14 protein-coding genes are annotated in these 20896 nt (G+C 48.3%); 3 read left to right on the top strand and 11 right to left on the bottom strand.

Going from position 1 to position 20896, the window contains the following annotated elements:
* Window positions 1-112: 112 nt before the first annotated feature.
* From FC99_RS01555 to FC99_RS01545, 3 genes are read right to left on the bottom strand one after another with little or no spacing between them, the layout of a single operon-like run.
* Entirely contained in the window at window positions 113-1528 is a 1416-nt protein-coding gene (locus tag FC99_RS01555; RefSeq protein ID WP_048733793.1) for an MFS transporter, read from the bottom strand.
* A gap of 18 nt (window positions 1529-1546) precedes the next feature.
* Window positions 1547-1741 carry a hypothetical protein gene (locus FC99_RS01550; protein WP_048733791.1) on the bottom strand — a complete coding sequence of 65 codons (195 nt, stop codon included), beginning with the start codon at window positions 1739-1741 and terminating at the stop codon, window positions 1547-1549.
* Window positions 1742-1761: 20 nt separating this feature from the next.
* On the bottom strand, window positions 1762-3816 hold the full coding sequence (locus tag FC99_RS01545; RefSeq protein ID WP_048733789.1) for a glycoside hydrolase family 31 protein: 2055 nt from the start codon (window positions 3814-3816) through the stop codon (window positions 1762-1764).
* Between the two features lie 187 nt (window positions 3817-4003).
* Between FC99_RS01545 and FC99_RS01540 the strand changes: the two genes are divergently transcribed.
* The gene (locus FC99_RS01540; RefSeq protein WP_048733788.1) at window positions 4004-4924 is read left to right on the top strand and encodes a helix-turn-helix domain-containing protein; all 921 of its coding nucleotides are present in this window, start codon (window positions 4004-4006) and stop codon (window positions 4922-4924) included.
* Between the two features lie 277 nt (window positions 4925-5201).
* Window positions 5202-6512: an NCS2 family permease gene (locus tag FC99_RS01535; RefSeq protein ID WP_048733786.1), complete on the top strand. Its 1311-nt coding sequence runs from the start codon at window positions 5202-5204 to the stop codon at window positions 6510-6512.
* A gap of 56 nt (window positions 6513-6568) precedes the next feature.
* Here the strand turns inward: FC99_RS01535 and FC99_RS01530 are convergent, their stop codons facing one another.
* Both FC99_RS01530 and FC99_RS01525 read right to left on the bottom strand, forming a co-directional pair.
* Window positions 6569-6952 (bottom strand): hypothetical protein, encoded by a 384-nt coding sequence (locus FC99_RS01530; RefSeq protein WP_156166914.1) that lies wholly within the window; start codon window positions 6950-6952, stop codon window positions 6569-6571.
* Window positions 6953-7187: 235 nt separating this feature from the next.
* Window positions 7188-8108 carry a prenyltransferase gene (locus FC99_RS01525; protein ID WP_048733783.1) on the bottom strand — a complete coding sequence of 307 codons (921 nt, stop codon included), beginning with the start codon at window positions 8106-8108 and terminating at the stop codon, window positions 7188-7190.
* Window positions 8109-8337: 229 nt separating this feature from the next.
* On the opposite strand from FC99_RS01525, the gene FC99_RS13905 reads away from it, so the two are divergent.
* Complete coding sequence (locus FC99_RS13905) at window positions 8338-8589, top strand: hypothetical protein (protein WP_048733781.1); 252 nt, start codon at window positions 8338-8340, stop codon at window positions 8587-8589.
* Window positions 8590-8623: 34 nt separating this feature from the next.
* Here FC99_RS13905 and FC99_RS01515 read toward each other — a convergent pair whose 3' ends face one another.
* From FC99_RS01515 to cls, 6 genes are all read right to left on the bottom strand, one after another.
* Complete coding sequence (locus FC99_RS01515; protein ID WP_048733778.1) at window positions 8624-11704, bottom strand: YfhO family protein; 3081 nt, start codon at window positions 11702-11704, stop codon at window positions 8624-8626.
* Between the two features lie 335 nt (window positions 11705-12039).
* A complete protein-coding gene (locus tag FC99_RS01510) occupies window positions 12040-13869 on the bottom strand; it encodes a DUF2207 domain-containing protein (RefSeq protein WP_048733776.1) in 1830 nt (609 codons plus the stop codon).
* An 833-nt stretch (window positions 13870-14702) separates the two neighbouring features.
* Window positions 14703-16325 (bottom strand): glycoside hydrolase family 43 protein, encoded by a 1623-nt coding sequence (locus tag FC99_RS01500; protein WP_048733774.1) that lies wholly within the window; start codon window positions 16323-16325, stop codon window positions 14703-14705.
* A gap of 56 nt (window positions 16326-16381) precedes the next feature.
* Window positions 16382-17866, bottom strand: a complete 1485-nt coding sequence (locus FC99_RS01495) for an MFS transporter (protein ID WP_048733773.1) — start codon at window positions 17864-17866, stop codon at window positions 16382-16384.
* 461 nt (window positions 17867-18327) lie between these two features.
* On the bottom strand, window positions 18328-19233 hold the full coding sequence (locus FC99_RS01490) for a helix-turn-helix domain-containing protein (RefSeq protein WP_048733770.1): 906 nt from the start codon (window positions 19231-19233) through the stop codon (window positions 18328-18330).
* 188 nt (window positions 19234-19421) lie between these two features.
* Window positions 19422-20879 (bottom strand): cardiolipin synthase, encoded by a 1458-nt coding sequence (gene cls, locus FC99_RS01485; protein ID WP_156166913.1) that lies wholly within the window; start codon window positions 20877-20879, stop codon window positions 19422-19424.
* Between the last annotated feature and the right edge of the window lie 17 nt (window positions 20880-20896).

The following is a 20896-nucleotide window of genomic DNA, read 5'->3' as shown; positions in this document are numbered from 1 at the left end:
TAAAATCAGCTGAAAGCTCGAGCTCGGCCCGAGCTTTTTTGCGCAAAAAAACGCCCACTGTTAAGTGGACGTTCAACTAGAAATATAACGACTGGAATAATCCTAGCTGACCTTATTCTGCAGCATCTTCTTGCTCCTGAGCATGGCGTTCAGCAAGTTCTTCAGTCACAACTGGTTCGTGACGTTCCCACTTACGGTAAACAACCATAATAATCAAACTAATCGCATAAATAATAACTGGAATCCAGATAAACGTAAAACTAATGGAACTCATGCTGGCAGCGGATTGCGTTGCCTTGGCTGCTGAGAAACCAAACGTAGCCATAATCTTCGCGGCAATGAAAGAACCGAATCCGGATCCCATCTGAATACAGAAGGAAGCTCCCATTGCCGTCAGTAGGCCGTTGGCTCGAACGCCACTCTTCCACTCACCAAAGTCGACAGTATCTCCGACCATGGCGAAGAACATGGTACAAGCGGACCCGGAACCGATACATGCCAGAATCCAACCGATTAAGGCAGAGGTGACGTTCCCACCAGCTAAGCCCATCCAGATTTGACCAACCATTGTCATCGCAAGCATGAAGACGGTTGTTCCCCATTTATGCATGAATTTAACGAAAAACGGTACCGAAGCCATCCCGATGATTTGAATGATCGAGAACCCATTAAAGAATGAAATCAACCCTTTATCATCTAAATTATACTGGAAGTAGTAAGGCAAGGCCGCATTTCTAGCGGAATAAGCCGTCCAGTAAATCAGGTTTGCCGCCACAATTAAAATCCATGGCCAATTACCCTTGGTTGCTTTTAGACTTTCCTTGATTGTAACGATCTCATCATTTTCAATATTCTTCTCCCGCATGTCCAAGAATCCAATCATCAGGAGAATAAAACCAATCACCGCATAAATTCCGACAGCAATCGACCAGCCACGTTGCTCATTCCCATGACCAACGGCACTTGCCAAAGGCATGATAAACGTCACGGCAAAGAAGTTCCCAACATTCCCTAGAACCAGCCGAATCGAGTTAGCTGACATCCGGTCATCCGAATTAGAAGTTAAGTTTGGCAATACTGACGTAATCGGCGTCGACATTGCCGTATAAGCCAATTCGGCCAAGATATACATCCCACCAGCATAGACGATTTTGGCCGTCCCGCTAATGTCTGGTGTCGTGAATAGTAGCCAGATAAAGATAGTGAACGGTAGCGCCATCCACAAGAACCATGGTCGACTCTTCCCATACTTACTGTGCGTGTGGTCAACTAAGACTCCCATCACTGGTGCCCCAATCGCATCGATGAACCGTCCCAGCAAGAGTAACGAACCCGCTGTCCCAACACCTAAGCCAAAGACATTGGTGAAGAAATACAACATATATGATCCGACGATACAGTAAAGTAAGTTGCCGGCCATATCCGTAAAGCCATACGTGACCTTTCGGTGAAACGGTAGCCGGTCATTTTTAAGCAGTGCTTGGGCCGCTGCGACATTATGATCTGATTGTCCCGCATTCGAACTCATCACTTAACTCCTCGCTTTCTATTTTGTCCGCTGCTTACCATCACGCGATAAGCTAGCGTAAGTTAATAGTAATAAAGCGGCAACACCGGTGATTGTCCACAGATTATTTTCGATATGCTGGTCCGCAACTTGCCACGCAATGTAAATTAGAATCAACTGTAAGCCCCATGAAATCAAGGACTGTCCCGCAAACATCTTAGAAAAGATTTTCACGATTGCCACCTCCTACATAATTACTGTGTAATTGCCGTGAATGCCGGTGCTAAACCTGTCTGTGCTTCTTGCCGAACGAAGACCGGTAACTGGTCTAGCGGCGTTTTAACCGTAATCCGTTGACCGCCAGCATAGGATTCTTTCGTATAAACGTTGACCCAAGCTGTACCAGCTGGTAAGTAAACATCCTGTTGCTTGGAACCTTCAAATAAGACCGGCGCAACCAAAATGTCTGAGCCAAACATGTACTGATTCTCAACATCCCAAGCAGCCTTATCGGCACTGAAGTCATAGAACAATGGGCGAATAACTGGCGTACCCTTCTCATGCGCGGCCTTCATTTGAACCCGAATATAGTCTTTGAGGTTTTCCCGTAAGTTCAGGTATTTTCGCATAATACCGTAGACCTTGTCCCCATAGGCCCAAGGCTCAGTAGCCCCACCAGAAGGCATCTTGCCACCACCAACATCGCTCAATGGCTCGGTATGTGGTTCTCTATCCCCATGCATCCGCATAACGGGACAGAATGTCGCAAACTCAAACCACCGGGTAACTAATTCACGGAAGCTCTCATTATCATCCACACCACCATGGAAACCACCGATATCCGTGGTCCACCACGGAATCCCTGCAATCGCCATGTTCAGGCCAATTGCCAGTTGATTACGTAAGGATTGGAAACTAGAATCGATATCACCAGACCAGACAAGGGCCCCGTACTTTTGGCTACCAGCCCAAGCACACCGAACCAGGTTGATGACTTGCTTGTTGCCTTCTTCAGTTTGCCCATCGTAAATTGCTTTGGAATAGGCGACGGGGTAAGTATTCCCAATCTGAAGATTAGTTCCGTTATGGTAGCGATAATTATCGAAATCATAGACCGTGTATTCAGGCTCAGCCTCGTCCAACCAGAACAGGTCGACCCCTTTATCAGCGTAGTTTTTCTTCAACAACTGCCACAGATAGGTTTGCGCATCGGGATTAGTGAAGTCCACAAACCCATTGTTCCCTAAGAAATCCATGGTGATTGGCACACCGCGTTCCGTCTGAACCAAGTAGCCCTGTTCCTTCATTTCTTGGTAGTGTGAGCTGGTCTGATCAACCGTCGGCCATACAGAGACCATGAGCTTGATGCCCATCTCATGTAGTTCTTTGATCATCTTTTCCGGATCTGGCCAGTAGGTTTTGTCAAACGTATACTCACCGGACTTTGGCCAGTGGAAGTAGTCAATGACAATGACGCTGATTGGTAAGTGACGGTCCTTAAATTCATGGGCGGCCGCTAACAACTCATCTTGGGTCCGGTAACGCAGCTTGCATTGCCAATACCCCATTGCATAGTCGGGCATCATAGGAACCTTCCCGGTAACGGCCGCGTACTGTTCTTCAATAGCACTTGGGGTGTCCCCACAAGTTACCCAGTAATCCATTTCCTTAGTCGACAGTGCATGCCACTCCGTCAAATTCTTGGCGAAACTAACGTCACCAATTGCTGGATTATTCCACAGCATGCCGTAACCCTTACTTGAAAGGACAAATGGAACACTAGCCTGTGAATTTCGATGCGCCAATTCTAGCTTGGCATTCTTCAGATTCAAGAAATCTTGCTGGTACTGCCCCATCCCAAATAGCTTTTCATCAGCGGCCGCATCAAAACGGACCTTCAACTCAAAGTCGCCACCAGGAATGGCCTTGAACTCTCTGGAATCAATATTCAAGGCACTGTTAAAATGATTGACCTTCTCGTCATTTTCGCCTGCGGACATATCATCGATTCGGTTGCGTTGATAGCCCTTTAGAAGTAGCTCACCCTTCTGGTTATAGAAATTGAGGTTCTTAAAGGCATCAATTTTTGCCGTTAGCTTCCCATTAGTGATCTGACCAGTATGGCGGTCTTCATCGACCGTTACCACGGCGTTCCCCATCGCTACTTTTTCGGTGAGTGCATTATTTCTGCCGGTATATTCAGCGTACTTGCTACTACGCACCCGAAAACTATTCTCACCCCAAGCCTGCACCTCGAGTAGTTCACTCGCGTTACGCAAGTATAGGCGGTTATTATCTTCATAAATCATCGTCCTAACCCCTTTCAAGTGGTTTCCATCAATCAGAACATTTTGTATACCATTGAAAACAAATTTTTTAGCATGCTATGTAGCTGGTAAGCGTTTACAATGATGATGATAGTGCTTTACTGCTAATTACAAAACTAATAAAATAGCAACAAGGGTATACAAATCAAAACTGGAGGTGCACTTAAAGATGAATAAGGTGTACAAATTTTCATTAGTGGAACCCGTTCAGTTTTTTAAGGCCGGTCAGTACTTCGCCGAGGCGGGGTGGCGGCATAAAAATATCATCAATGATGGCGATTACGAACTCTTTATCATGCTTAAGGGCGCGGCCTACATTCAGATTGGTCATACCCAGTACACGTTAAATACGCACGACTGTCTCTTAATTCCACCGCACATCCGCCACATCGGCTTTCGAGGCTCACCTGCCGATACGGTCTACTACTGGATGCACTTCTTTCCAAGTAGCCCCGTCACAACCAGCTACGTGACCGATGAAATCCATCATCCGACTAATCCGGCAGCTGTGAATTTACCCCAACAGTTTAACGTCAAAAATTTTGGCCGTCTGACATTGCTGATTCGCCAGATGTTAGATAGTGATAACGATGAGACTGCCGCGCCACTCGCAACAAACTTCTTCGTCTCAAGTATCTTGATTGAACTCTCTCATCAATTTATGACAGTGATCAACCAGGAACAAGGCTACACGTCCCGGTTCGAAATGATCAAGAACTGGATTCGCATCCACAGTCACGAAAAATTAACGGTTGAGCAAGTCGCCACCGAATTCAAGATGACTCCGGTCTACCTGACAAAGCTCTTCCGCGAGTACGAAAAGATGACGACGATTCATTTCATTAACTTGACGAAAATCAAGCAGGCTGAGGAACTCCTATTAACGACCGACTTATCGGTCAAAGAGATTGCCTACGAGCTGAGCTTTGAAAATGAAAAATACTTTCTGCGCGTCTTCAAACAGATTTCCTCACTGACGCCGACCAAGTACCGCGATGCCTATGCCAAAACCTACTTGAACAACGTCGAAGTCGACCCAACGATCCCCCTCCCCAAAGACCGCGACAGTCATCAGACCTCCGCGGACTAGTCGGTATAAGAACTGCATAACTATCATTACGTCATGAAGGTCGAGAAATCTCTCGGCTTTTTTTCTTTTGACGAAAGCGATTACTTTCGCTTAGTACTCAGAGTCTAAGCGGCAGCTACTAAACTACGAACTTTTATTTTATAATTTTATTTGTATTTCGTGATTGCACTCAACTTTTAAAAATGTTAAGCTCTATAAGGATTGATTTTACGAACAAACACGAACTATACCGACAAATGTTCGTGTTTTAATAAATAATGGTTGAGGAGCACACACAATGCAAAAAATTGCGAACTATTTTCACTTTGAGGAACTCGGAACAAACTATAAAACGGAGATTTTAGCCGGACTGACGACGTTCGTCTCCATGGCTTACATCTTGTTCGTGAACCCCCAAGTGTTGGGTGCTTCTGGCATTAGCCAAGGTGCCGTCTTCACCGCTACAGCATTTGCATCGGCCTTTGGCTGTTTCTTGATGGGTATCTTGGCCAACTACCCCATCGCTATCTCTGCTAGCCTGGGAATTAACGCCTTCTTCGCTTACTCTGTCGTTATCGGTATGAAGGTTCCTTGGCAAACTGCCCTAGCTGGTGTCTTTGTCGCTTCGATTCTCTTCATGATTCTGACAGCCTTCAAGCTACGTGAAATGGTGGTTGACGCCATTCCACGAGATCTCAAAATGGCGATCAGCGCCGGAATTGGTTTGTTTATTGCCTTTATTGGCTTGAGTCAAGGTGGCTTGGTCACTGCCGACAAGTCCACCATCGTTAGCCTAGGGTCCTTACAGGTCGGTAGCACGTGGCTGACCATCTTTGGCCTTCTCGTGACCATTATCTTAATGAGTGCTCGGATTCCTGGGGCCATCTTCATCGGGATGGTTGCTAACTCGATTCTTGGTCTGATTACGGGCTTGATTCCAATGCCCGCGCACATCATTTCTGCCGTCCCTAGTATCAGCTCAACGTTTATGGTCGGCTTAACTCACGTTGGCAACATCAACACCTTACAATTAGCCGTCGTTGTTTTGACCTTCCTGCTAGTGACCTTCTTCGATACCACTGGTACCTTGGTCGGGTTGGCCGAACAGGCTGGTTTAGTCAAGAACAACAAGCTACCACGGATCGGTAAAGCCTTGATGGCCGACTCCAGCACGATGGTCGTGGGTTCCTTACTTGGGACTTCCCCAATGGGCGCCTTCGTCGAATCCTCTGCCGGTATCGCCGTGGGTGGCCGGACTGGTTTTACTGCCATTGTGACCGGTATTCTGTTCATCTTTGGGGCCTTCTTCTCCCCATTGCTCGCCGTTGTGACTAACCAAGTGACCGCACCCGCACTGATTATTGTTGGTGTCTTGATGGCCCAATCGCTCAAAAATATTCACTGGGAAAAGTTCGAAGTCGCCGCACCGGCCTTCCTAATTGTCGTGGGCATGCCCTTGACTTACAGCATCTCCGATGGGATTGCATTAGGCTTCATCACTTACCCACTGACCATGCTGGCCGCCAAACGTGGTAAGGAAGTTGGTCCAATGATGTATGGTTTAGCCGTTGTCTTCATCCTCTTCCTTTGGATTTTGAACGCCGCTTAATTTCTTAAATAATAAAAAATCTCACCGCATCGTTATTGATGTCGTGAGGTTTTTTATTATCTAGTCCCTAATTTCAATACCTGACGTACACGATGATAACTCCAAACAATCAGCTTAGTCAGTAACCACCCTACAACAATGCTTGATAGAAGCTCACCAACCAGCCAGAACCAAAATAGCCACCCCGTCAAATGTGTTGCGCCACTACATACTAAGTTAATAGCTCCTGCTACCACCATAAATAAAAGCTCCTGATACTGACTAGTGGCCCCGTGTAGAAACTCGTCCCAATGGCACAATATCCGGTAAGTCATCCAATTGTTCAAGAACAGTAGTCCCACCAAAAGCCCCCAACGTACAGGACCACTGACGGCTAAATAGAAAACAAAGAAACCGGTCAGTAGACTAATTAACCCAATTACCGCCATATTTTTAAGCATCTCTAAATCCCCCCTACTTGTTATCACCATAACCCGGATTATGTACAGCAATACCAACAATAACACTACTACCACCAAGCGCCGCAATAGTCTTCTCCCCCTTATAACCCGGGTTAACTTATTTTCCCACCGTTCTTTTCAAGAATATCAAGCTTTCCGTCCAAAAAGGAGCAGCACGTCGTTACGTCAACGATTCGCTGCTCCTAATTTTAATTTCAACTCAACTTAACCCGGGTTATAACCAGGTTCCCAAGGCAAATAATAACGGATAGGCAATGAAGAATAGCGATGCGCTCTTCACCGTCGTCATAAACGTCTTTTGCTTGTCCTGAACCGCGAAGAACGGCCGCATACCACGCCACATCACCGGTAATAGAATTACCGCCAGGGCCGTCCATGACGGGGCTATCCCCAGGATCACATTAACTAGCGGCCAGCAACTCCCAATTATCAGGAACGCCTGAATCAATTTAACCGATCCTGCTTGACCTAAATAGTACGCTAACGTATAGCGGTGATTGGCGATGTCTTCCTCGCGGTCAGCCGTATCATTGGCCATCTGTAACGTGAAGAAAATCAGCGTCAGTGGCAGGCATAACAAGAACGTCGTCCCAACAATTCCCCACGTTAAGGGCCGCTGGCCGTAAATCGACACGTAAACGCAGGTCAACTGGATCAGAAAAGCGATTGCCAAGGCCACGATTGCCGCCGAGAACGGCGTCGCATTAATTGGCCGTGGTCCGGCCGTATAGAAGATGCCGATTGCATAACCAATCGCACCAAAAACGGCCACCGGCCAGCCCGTCCGCAAGACCAAAACAATACCCGGAATGGCAGCTAGCGCGTACAATCCCCACGCTAAGCCAGCCACACCACCAACCGGTAAGGCTAGCCGGCCGACCGGATTCGTTTGCAGGGCGTACCCCTCACGATCGTGGGCGTGCCGGTAATCATAGTAGTTATCCGCCACGTTGACCGCCAAATCAAAGATAAAGACGACCAATAAACACAACCCCACATTCAACCAGTTCACCGTACCCGCATAGTACTGGGCGATGGCGGCACCCAAGACAAACCACATCACGTTCAACGGTGCCGTATAAATTTCCGTCAACTCATAAAAGACCGGCCATGTCAGCCAGCGTTGTTGTTCCATCATAATCTCTCCCCAAAAACTGTTTTGTACAGGTCTAGTGTAGCAAATTTTTTCATGGTGAATGGCTTTAACGCCCGAACTTTTCTCATTCTTTTATCCGCGTAAATGATTTGATTCTAGACGTCACTATTTTGGTGCTTTATTTATCTCCCCCTACTGCTATCATTGAGGTGTTCAGCAAGCACCACAAAATCATCACCACTTAATCTTAAAGGGGAGTCTACCTGATATGCAAAACCATCATTTCCGAGAACAACTCAAAAGTTCTTTCGAGTCGACCCAACTATTTCTCGCTGTCTGCTTAATCATCTCCTTTATCGTCAAGGGGAGCATCGACCTTTTCACCACCGGACACTACTTTTTTCTCAATTATCTCTGGTTTACCCTTAGTGGTTGCATCCTCTATTTTATCGGTGACGTTATCTTGATGGGCGGCTACAACCATTTCAAACAGAAAAATCGACACAATAAAGGGCTGTGACCATCGTCGCAACCCTTTTTATTTGCCTTCAAAATTAATGCTTTCGCCAACGAGCCAAGCCCGCACTTCCCAGTAGACTTAGCACACCCAAACCAGTTAACCAACTTCCCACTAGGAACCCCGGGGTCTGGTACGTCAGTTGAATCCGATGCTTGCCAGTCGCCAATTGAGCGCCCACGAAACCATCGTTCACCACCTGCGTCTTAACTGGCCGGCCATCAACCGTCAGCCGCCACCCCGTTGAATACGGAATGGACGTGGTCAACACGCTCGGTTGTGCCGCCGTCAACATCCCCGTCACCCGGTTATCACTCACGTGTGCTCGTTGCAGGCCGCGCCGTTGAACCGCGTGAACCTGCCGATCATAGGATTTATTAAATGGCATCGCAATCAGTTTGGCCGACTTAAAACTGATTTGATGCGTCGCGTTAAACGTGATGCTGACCGTATCACGTTCTTGCGTCGAATAACCTAGGTTCAGCAACGCACTCGACTTCGGTTCGTAATCGGACAGGTTATCGACCCCAAACTGTGAGAACGTCTTGGTCTGATTACGCGTCTTAACTGTCATCCAGTAATCACCTAAATCAGGATTTCGTACTGCCGACCGCCACGTATTCAGCTTGGTCAGAGCCGACAGCGGTGTCCCGCCCAATACACTATTGTTGGCCTGAGCCATCAGTTTATCCTGCGTCGTTAGTCGCTGAGCCTCAATGCCGTCAAGTTTCAAATACAATTCTGTTCCCTGCGCCTGCCGCGGTCGTTTCAACGTCAACGTATAGCTAATGGGATTGCCCAACGCATCGCTTGTCAACTGACGTAATCCCTGCTGATTGGCCTGGGTCGTCTGCTTGACGATCTGCTGATTCGTCGTGAGTACCCGCTGTAGCGCGGCTTTATTGCGGTCTAGTGCCACCATCGGACCATATTGCCGAACATCTTGGTCACTGATCAAGCCATTCTTATCAACCGTCAGTTTAGGCGCCTTGACCGTACTGCCATAATTTTCCAATTGCTTCTGCGACAAACCCTTTTGTTGCCCGGTCACCGCCTGTTGTAGGCGATACTGAATGACCTTATTGGTACTGTCGACCACCGGAATCGTGTCGGCCGTTACTGTATAAGGCACCGTGCGTTTCGGCGACTGATAGCTCGCCTGCTTAACGTTAGTTGGTGTCGTTGTGACCGCCATTTGGGTCAGGCTCCGCTCACGGTCAACAGCATTCAACTGCTGCCATGCCGACCGCGTCATCGCTGTTGGCTGCGTATAAACCAGCGGAAAGTTTAGCGTCGTCGTCAACAGTTGCGTCCCCGTGCCATTGGACAATCCGTAGACGGGCTTTTCAGGATACACCTGTTTTTCCGCGTGGTAGCCGTACGGCAGGGCCGCGCGATTAGCGACCTGATCTTCGCGTGCAAAAATCGTTTTGACGCCCAACAGATTATCCATCGCCGTGCGATTGTCAGCCTGCCCCAGCGGCGCATTCATCGCCACCTGGGCGTTTTGCAGGTCCCGACTGAACTGCCCGACATACCCATTTTGCACCGAAAAGTAAGACATGATGCCATTCAAGCCGTGACTCATAGTCATGTTATTGCCGACCGTTCGCAGCAGGTTAAAGTTGTAGGCCGTATTGACCCGTGAAAAGGTCGATTGGTGTTGGACCGCCGTTTGTGCGCCGTCAAAATAGTCTTGAATATAACGAGTCGCGTCGCCTTGGCGCAGTTGGTCGGTGGCCTGCGACCCCATGTTTGGGTCGTAATATCCCCAAGCATTGTTGACCAAATTGGCACCCACGACCACGCTGAGTAGCATTATCGTCGTGCGGACCGTCCACTGAGCGCTGCCAAGAACCACCACCGTCGTCGCTAAAAACACGCCGTACGTGACCAGGTCACGCTCCGGATTGCTAAAAATGAAGCCATTGGCAGCGTAGACGACCAACAAAAGGCCGATGGCGCTACCCGCTAACCAGTAGCGGTCCCGTTTGGTTAACCCATTTAAATGGTCACTCAATACCATCGTGGCAAGGCCAAACGGCACCGCCGCCAGCAACAACCACCGGTTAGACGGCGTCGACAGCACGTTGAAAAACGCCGCGACCGCTGGGAATAACAGGCCAACTGCCATTAGCACTAGTGTCAGTGCCAACGGTCGATTTTCCCGCCAATGCCGCAACACGTAGACGCAGCCGAAGAACGTGACCCCGCTCATGCCAAAGACGGCCCAGTAAGTGGGTTCGCTCCCGGTCGTCAGCACGGCATTCGCCAATTTTAAATAATAACTGCCTGGATACAGCCACAGGCCATTGGCGAAAATGGTGCCGACCCGCGTTGACTTCAGCATCATCAGCAATGACGGAATCAATAATATTCCCGCTAGCAGAATGCCACTGACCGCCGCCAGCAGGAACCGCCGAAGTGCAACGGGCCACTTAACCGCCAGCAGGCCTTGTTGCTGCAGACTCCAAAAGCGGATCACCGCGTAAATCAGACTGCCTAGTCCTAATATGTAAGCAAAATAAAAGTTACTCAGAATTGCCAGACCGGTTACCCAGCCTAGCAGCTGCCACCCGTGCCCGCGCAAGATTCGGTCGATTCCCACTAACAGTAAAGGAAACCAAATCATCGGCAACAAGAAAAACGGGTGATGGACGCCGATCATCAGTGAATATCCGGTAAAAGCGTACGTCACGGCACCTAACAACTGACTTCCCAGGCGAAAAGTATAGCGATGCGCCAGTGCCAGAAATGCCAGACCGGTCGCGTACAGCCGCAGGACGATAAAGACGCCATAGCCTGTCTCCATCATCCGGATTGGGAACAACGCAAGGACGTAAGCAAATGGGTCCCCCAACACGTAGTAGGCGAGCGTGGTCAACTTATCGGCCCCCAAGCCAAACGTCCACGACCATCCCGTGACCCCCGCCAGACCGGACTTGGCTAACAGCCGATGTAGCTCCAGCATCACCGGGTAGTGCTGCGTAACCCCATCCATATTCCAAATCAGCGTTCGATTTGCCAGGCCAAATACGCCAAAGCTCAACGCTGCAATCACCGCAAAGGCCAGGGTGTACAACATCCATAACGGCCAGCGGCGGTGTGCGATTTCCATGATTATTTCCCCCATTATTAACGCGCAATTGATCCTGAGACCATCTGTTACCCAATTTACCGGGCATTGGCGGCAGTGTCAATGCTTCTAGCCAGACTATACTTAAAAATAATGTTCCACGTGAAACAAAGAGTGATTGGAAATCAAAAAACGAGGGTCACCGTGATGTTGGCAACCCTCGTTTCGTTTAATTTTTATGGGAAGCGTTGCTGAAACGTGTTCTCAAGGACAGCAGACTCCGCTTAACCCCACTAGGCAATGAATTCAGAAACGGGATTCCTCACCCAGTGACGTTAATGCTCATCAGTTAACCGTCCTTGAGAACACCCTTTTCTCTAAAACGCGCCCCCGCCTGATCCGCCACCGAAGCCACCAGAACTACCACCCGAGAAACCGCCGGAACTACCGGAACTGGAACTGGCCGCCGTGGACGTTTGGATGGCACTGGAAATGCTATCGTTAAGCGCACTACCAATCGACCCACCAAAGTCGGTCGAGTAGAAGATTGGATAAAAGACCACAAAGCTATCGTTCAACGCATCAGCACTGAAGTCGACCGCCAGCTTGTTGGCGACCTTTTGGGCCAAACCAAACGCCGCGGCGTAAGGCAGAATCTGTTCCCAGAGAATCAGATCCCCGACCTCGGCCGTATTGAAATGACCAATATCCTTAAGCATTCGCCGGAAACCACCGACTTCATTGACTTGGATCAGGCCGGCCTCGTTGTTGCGGTCCGCGTGTTGGTACAGTCGTACCGTGTAGACCCACAACGCAACCATTGCCAACAGACCAATGATAGTCGTTGCGACACTTACTGTCCGATTCAACGTCCACCCGACTCCAATCGCAATGCTGATCAACGCGGTAAGTCCCACCGTTCCGAGCATCGTTCGTTGGCGTAATTTTATATTATCCGCATCCTGATACGGCTCAGCCAACTCATCGACTTGTCCCTGCCACGTGTGGAACCATTTGCTCAATCGGCCCTTCTTATCCCGCTTCCCATACTTCTTCAGTTCCAGCAGGGTAAAGCTATCATCCTTGGCGACCTTCATAAAACATTTCTGGAGAAAGTAGTTGGAAACGGTCGGCACGAGCTTGGTCAACTTCAACGTCTGATGACGCCCGTCCTTGACCGGTTCCATTGCAATTTCATGATTACTAACGGCCATAAGGATCTCACCAGATAGGGCATCGGTATTGGGTGATTTAAAATCGACGAGCGACTCCGCCAATGCCGGTGCCACACTGGGCACATCAAAGAAGTGATTGGCCGGAATGGGGTGCGGGTAACGATTGGCTGGATGCCGCCACAACCACCACCAGAAGCCCAGGCCCAAAGCCACGGTAACGGCAATGAACGCCAAGAACCCGCCATAAGTCCGTTGTTTCTTCTGTTTCCGCTCAGTATTGGCCTGTTCCGCCAGGTTGGCTTCTTGCTTCTGCACGGCCGCCTTGCGGTTCTCATCTTTGAAATTCGTATTGGCCGCCGTCACACTGGTCGGAAATATCAGATGGCTTTCAACAAACGATCCGGACGGGTTTTCTGCAAGGGTCATTGTCACGCGGCCCTGTGCCTTATCGACCTTGGTGTAGCCGGACAAAGAGCCGTGTGTCCATGCCTGAAGCTGCTTTACCTGCGTCGCTGGCAGTTGGATGACCACCTTAACATTCTCCAAATCAACGTCCCAGTTAGACCCAATCACCCGCCAATTTAATTCGGCCGTGTCCCGATAATTGGTGATGACCCCTTGCAAATGATAATGGTAAACGACCTTCAGCTTATCCCCATCGCTCGCACCATGGTAGAGCTTCACCTTGGCGTTTTGCCCGGCATAATTGACTTGGTACGTATTATCCGTGTGAGCTGTCGACTGCCGTGCAGCGGTCAGCTTTCCACCGTTAAAGGCTGTCGCCACACTGGTCAATTTGCCCCCCTTAATACCGCGCAGGTCCTGATTGTTATAAACGCCATGATAGTCATCGTCAAACCTGTAGGTCATGGTCTGCGTGACGTTGGCATCCCCATTTTTCAGCACCGTGACGTGCACCTGATACGGATTGATCGTATAGTCCGCGGCGGCTACCACAGGCTGGCTAAGCGCGATGGTCACAATCAGCGTCAGTAGGCTCAGTAGGCCCCATAACATCCCTCTATGCTTCATTCTGAATCCCCTGCTTCCCCGTAATTTACATTCAGTGTATCATAGCATGAAGCCCGGCCCAAGGCGAAGTTGACGGAGTTGGCCGACTAATGATGGGGTGAAACGATTGTTGATACATTCGATTGCTTCTACCGAGACGTTCATCTATTATAAAGATGCCAAAGAATTCAGCGCGGCACCAATACCCCACCGGGTGGACTCCGGTGGGGTATTTTTTGACGCTCTCATTCGAGTGGGCGGGTCCGGCTTTCTGTTGGACTATTTCTTATGTTTACGAGCCAACCAATCCGCAAACCAGGTCACAATGAGTCCAACGATTAATGGCATAACCAGAGAATTCAGCACGGGAGTATTCCTCCCCTCTACTGTCGCAATAAATCAGCAGCCTCTCAACCCTACAGGACTTCCCTATCGGCTGCTTAACGGAACGACTCGTATTCGTATCTATCGGCTTAGTGACCCGCCACGCAGACTGCTAAAGGGGTGAAACGATTGTAGACGATTTCGATTGCTTTTGCCTAGTGGCTCCTCTAGTATAGGGATTACCCTCCAGAAATCATCACCAGATAACCGATTCCCTTTTTCACTTAAACTTGTGCTCCAGCCAACAATCTAACCAAACCAAAAGGGCCCCCATCTCTGGAGACCCTCACACATACATACTAGTCTGCCGTTAGCGTCGGTGCAGCTGACCGACCGGAAACTTCCGGCCTCAATCCGGCCATGCTGCTGGGCCAATCACTTTTAGCGCCACCATCATACACCCGGCGGTAGGGCGTGCCAATCATTTTGCACACGATAGTTAAACGCTAGCTAAACGACAATTTCACTGCTTAGTCTGGTAATTCTTGGTAGTCGAAGTGGTCAAACGTAGCAACTTGTTCGTAACCGGCGTAGTCGACCGCTGCAAGGCCAACGAAGGCGCCAGTGAAGAAGCCACCAGAAGTTTGAAGAACGTAGTCATCGGACAAGATGGCTGCATCCAATTCTACTGGGACAGTTTCCCAAGCCTTGCCATCAAAGGAGTACTGGTAAGTGTAAGATTCCTTACGTGCCTTAACCTTGAACCAAACGTATTCCGTTCCTTCTGGAATCTGGATGGCGTTATCCTTCAAGAATGACGTGTAGTTATTGTTATCGTTTTGGGCAACTTCAATCACACGGCCCTTCTTTTCATCGTTGGTGATGAAGATCCAGGAATAGTGCTTGTCGTTGTAGAAGTTAGCCAGTCCAGCCATTTGTTGGTAACTGAATGGATCGAACTTAACCTTGGTTTCAGCATCGAAGTTGAAGGCTTGCCAACGCCGTGCGACGAAGGAAACGTCGAACGTGCTGGATAAGGATTGTTGACCCACTAACTTCAACTCGCCGTTACCAACCGTCCCCAATTTCTTGGTAAATGGTTGCCGCAACGTGTTCCAGTTCATGTCGAGTTCTGGCTTGTCGAATTCGTCATGTTGTGAATGATCCTTAGGTGCGTCAGTTAAAATGGCATCCTTTGGCGCGTCAACTTCGACTTGACCACCATGACCACCAACGACCCGTGGCCAGCCTTCGTCATCCCATTCAACCTTTTGAATGGAGGTTTCACGACCAAGGGTACTCCAGCCACGCGGATCATGACTAGATTCGTTAGCGTGGTTCCAAGGACGAGAAACAAGTGAAGCGTAGTACCATTCGCCACCTGGTGTGTCGGTCAGGGCACCATGACCTTGCTTTTGTAAGTAGAAGTCTGGGGTGTCTAAGTTGGTGATGAATGGGCCGTCTGGTTCGCTCTCGAATGAAAGTTCATCAAGCGTCTTGGAACGGGCGACAACTTCTTGGTGGGTAAAGACAGTCCCACCTTCAGCGGCAAACAGGTAGTAGTAGCCGTTGATTTGGTACAGATGTGGACCTTCAACCAATTTAACGTCATCACCGTTGTAAATGTTCCGTGCGGTTTCTGGCTTCAATTTCATGGTGTCCGTATCAAATTCGGTCAACGTAATCCCATTGAATGGGTGGTGGTATTCACGGTGGTCCCAGGTCTGTTGAACCAGGTACTTACGACCGTTCTTGTCATGGAACAGGGAGGCATCGAAGCCGACTCCGTTAACCTTGATTGGATCAGTCCATGGACCGTGGATATCGGTAGCCGTCGTCAAGTAGTTGGTCATGTCCTTAAATGGACCGTCAGTAATCTTAACGTCAGTGTAGATCAACCAGAATTTGCCGTCAGCGTAGCTCAGATCTGGTGCCCAAATCCCACCAGAAGCAGGGTTACCCTTCATGTCTAAGAGCGTGGCCGTTGACAGTGGTGATGGCAAGAGGTTCCAGTGAACCATATCCTTTGATTCGTGAAGCCGAACGCCAGGGAACCATTCAAACGTTGAATTGGCGATGTAGTACGTGTCGCCCACCCGAATCATGCTAGGATCAGCGTTAAAACCAGGTAAAACTGGATTTTGAATCTTCATGAGAGAATCTTCCTTTCGTGTGTGTTCAACAAATTTTTAAAACTGTAATGACGTGATTAGTCTTGAGCTTGAGCTGCATGACGGTCTGCTTCGAGTTCTTCGTTCATCTTCTTAACATCTTCGTCAGTTAAGGTGTAACGACTCATAACCCACATTGCAACCAGGGCCATAATGATTGGTAACCAGATCATTGACCACTGGATACCGCTTAGGGCACCAGCACTTTGCGCCGTCTTAGTCCCATCGAACTTGAAGAAGGCGTTGATGTAACCAGGGATAATCCCACCAAGAGCCAACCCAATCTTGAAGAACAGACCCATGATGGCGTTGATAATCCCAGCAACCCGCTTCTTGGACTTGTATTCGCCGTAAGAAACAACTTCTGGAACCAATGACCACATGTAACCAGTAGCAGCAGTAATCCCCCATTGTTGTAAGAAACGACCAGTGTAACCAAGGGCGGTGCTGTCTTTAAAGGCAGGCATGGACCATACCCAGATAACTAAGGTCCCGATAATGAAGAGGGTCAAGAAGGCGTAGAAGAATTGACGCTTCCCAATCTTTTTACGGATGATAGGCCATAAGAAGACCAAGAAGATCCCAGGAATTGACCCAATCAGGTTGATTGAAGCCATCCATTCGGAGTGACCGATGTTGTATTGCATGTAGAATGGCCATACAGTGTTTCCGAAGAACATGAAGGTAAAGCCAATCAGGAAGAAGAACCCAAGGACTTGTAATGGTTTGTTTTGCTTAAATTCAACCCACAAGTCAGAGTACTTAACGGAATCAGATTCTTTTTGCGTAGGCAAAACCCGTTCCTTAATTCCAAAGTAAGTGCACATCAACATAATGAATCCAATAATCATGTAGATAGCCATAACCAAGAAGTAAGCTTTTCCGGCCTTAGGAGATGTGTAATCCCCTAAGTTCATGTGAATACCGAAGAAACCAATGTCCTTAGATTGTGGATTTGGTGAAGCCATTTGAACAAATAATGGCAAGAAGGTGTAAACCAGTAAGTTACCAATGTTAGCTTCAGTCATCCGGACCGTCGTTAACGTTGAAATTTCATCGTTATCCCGCGTTAAGGAAGCGTTCAAAGCCCCATAAGGAATATTAACGAATGAGTAGATCAATGCGGTAGCTAAGTAGGCAATGAAGGCATAGAAGACGTTGCCTCGAACAGCCTCGATTGGTAAGAAAAGTAAAGCGGCCATGATTGTCAGTGGAATACCACCATAAATCAAGTAAGGCCGGTACTTACCGGACTTGAATCCGTGCTTGTCGACGAAGGCACCAACCCATGGATCCCAGAAAACGTTGACCCACCGGACGATTAAGAAAATCGTGGCACCAACCGCTGCAGAAATACCATAAACGGTGGTTAAGTAGAATAAGAGCATGGAGCCAACTGTACCAAAGATTAAGTTTTGGGCTAAATCTCCGGCACCATAACTAATACGCTCACGCCAGGAAAGCTTCGCAAATTCATCATTTGCCGTGCTTGCTTTCGGGGCAGCCTCTGTATTTTCGGCCATATGTGAGAACCCCTTTCGAATGAAAAATTTATGTGGAAGTTCTAAAACGAGAAGTGATTGCAACGTGCTGATCAAGCAACGTCCGTTTTGTTAAGTTAGCTAACTACACCCCGAATTGTAATCGCTTTCAGAAAGCTTGGCTATCTTCTTTCATGACTGTTTTTAGTTAATTTCTGACCTGAACGGTGATGAAAAGCACCGTCAAATCAACGTTTCTAAGGCTGAATTATCCTTTTCTAACTAAAAATGGTCAAAATGTTTGCTTATTGATCACTAAGATTACGCTCAAAATTTGTGCATCCTACTGTTGACAGTCTTTCCAGCTTTCAGTCACCTTTGAACTACTCTTGAAATCTAAAAGGCATCTGGGGGTAGGTAAAATATTATAAATGACCCCTAAATCCCACTTTTTGTGAATAAAAAGACATGATAGTCTGCTCACTATCATGTCAAAATTGATACTATTCAAAATAGCCACTCTCTTTGAGTGTCCGCACACGACGCTTCTGCTTCATTTGCCGTTGATAACGACTTGGCGTGATACCCGCCCACTTCTTAAACTGCTTTGTAAAGTTCGACGTACTGCTGGCACCCATCAAATACGAAATATCCTCAATTGAATATTCAGGTGAGCCTAAAAGGCGCTTTGCCTTATTGTACTTTTGGCTCTCAATGTAGTGAAGTGGCGTCACACCATAGACCTTCTTAAATGTTCGATGGCCATAACCACTACTAATACCCACTTTTTGACAGATATCTTCAAACGAAAATAATGGAATCTCTTTCTGATCGATATTCTTCTTAATCAATGTCGCAATCAATCGGCTAGTCTTGGCTTCACTCTCGCTATATTTAGTCCCCTTTTGTTGCGCATAGCTTGAAAGGTTCTCGGTCAACGCCAGTAGAAAATCCAAAAAAGCTCGCTGAATTTTCAAACTAGCCTGTTCCTTAGTCAGTTCATTGTCTGCACTACAGGCCACAATTTCCTCTGCCGCCTTGACCGCCGCTTGGGCAATCGGTTCTTCGGCAGGAATCACAGCATTCACTACGTTACCTAACAGTTCAGATTTTAACTCCAAGCTTTCAATATTGAAGTGAAAACAGATATAAGTCATCGTCTCCTCATCGCTGGAGTTCTTGTTCGTATGCAACGTTCCGGGCGAAATAATCATCGCGTCCCCGGCCCCATAGTCATATGTACCAACGCCCTTTATCTCGGTCGTTTGGCGGCCATCAACCAGACACATCAGCTCAAAAGCTTGATGCTTCTGCTCGAAGAACTGCCATCCCCCGGGGACCGTCCGGCGGTGTCCACCAAATAGATATAAACTTGAATCAACGACTGGTATGGGAACAAACGGCTTCATAGTACAAGACCTCCCCGAATTAAAATTCGATACAACACCCGCTTTAAAATGAAAGCGGTTCACTACTCAGCTGGCCTTATTATACCGGTGTTAGTTGTCTACCGCAACCAACTCGCCTTTATTTTTTGTCATCATTACAATTTATTCATAAAAAGCCTCCCGTACTCTCGCACAGAAGGCCCTATCCGTTACAATATTGGTGATAACAAACGTGACGCCGTTTGCTTGAATTTCAAATACGTTGACTGCTTCTTAAACTTCTCTGGCGTAATCAATTCACTGTGCCGCATGTCGGCTTCGTAAATTTCTTCGAGTTGCGTGGCAATCTCCGAATCGTAAATGAACGCGTTGATCTCGAAGTTCAACTTGAAGCTCCGGTAGTCCATGTTGGCCGATCCCACGGAGGCAATCTTACCATCCACGACCATCGTCTTAGCGTGAATGAAGCCATTGTGATAGAAGTAAATTTTAACCCCGTCATCCGCTAATTGCCGCGCATAGTACTGCGTTGCCCGGTAGACGAAGGCATGATCTGGCTTATCTGGAATCATGATCCGCACGTCGATTCCTGCCATGGCCGCGATCCGCAGGGAGTCCAAGACACTATCATCTGGAATCAGGTATGGCGTCTGAATCCACAAGCGCTTTTCGGCCGTCTGAATCAGACGCATGTACCCCATTTTAATCTGCTGGAGGTCAGAATCCGGACCACTGGATACAATCTGCAGGCTAGTTTCTCCCTTAACCTTGGTCAACGGGAAGTACCGGTGATCAATCTGATCATCTTTAAATGGATGGTCGCGATCCGTGGCGTTCCAGTCCAGCATAAACCGTGCCTGAAGGGAAAAGACCCCGGAACCGACGATCCGTAAATGCGTGTCGCGCCAGTACCCGAATTTTTCCTTACGCCCCAGGTACTGGTCCCCGATGTTAAAGCCACCGACGTAACCAATCTGACCGTCAATCGTCACGATCTTTCTGTGATCACGGAAGTTCAGCCGAAAGTCAATGACCGCTGAACGCGTTCCCAGGAAGGGCTCCACGTGACCGCCGACATCCATCAACGGTTTGAAGAATCTTTTCCACGTTCCCATGGACCCCCATGGATCGTAGATGACCCGCACTTCGACACCCGTTCGCGCCTTCTTTACCAATAGGTCCAAGATGTCATTTCCTATCTGGTCGTTATAAAAGGTGTAGAATTCAATATGAATACTGGAGTGGGCTCGTTCGATGTCTTCCATCATCAGGTGAAATAGATCATGGCCATCCGTGATTACGCGGACCCGGTTCTTCCGGGCCAAGAAAGCGTGGTCCGTTTCCATAAACATATTGACCATGTTGATGACTGAGTGACTGATCTGATCAGCCGGCATGATCTGCGTCCCAATCTCTTCGCGCTGCTGTGATAAGCGCTCATCGAGTTGAACCGCGACCTGCCGTTGCAAACGAAACATTCGCCCTTTTGGAAGTTTTCGACCGATGAAGGCATAGGCAATAAACCCAACGATTGGTAAGAGCACCAACACCAACATCCACGCCCACGTCGCCGCGATATCTCGTTTCTCCCGGAAAACCGTCACAAAGGCTAATGCCGAGTTGACCACCACAATGATTTCTAGGATGAGCATGTAATTCACATTCACGTGTAAACCCTCCTCTA

This window comes from Levilactobacillus koreensis JCM 16448 (assembly GCF_001435525.1).
Lineage (GTDB): Bacteria > Bacillota > Bacilli > Lactobacillales > Lactobacillaceae > Levilactobacillus > Levilactobacillus koreensis.
Note: the sequence above shows the minus strand (reverse complement) of the source record. Positions and strands in the feature narration are given on the sequence as shown.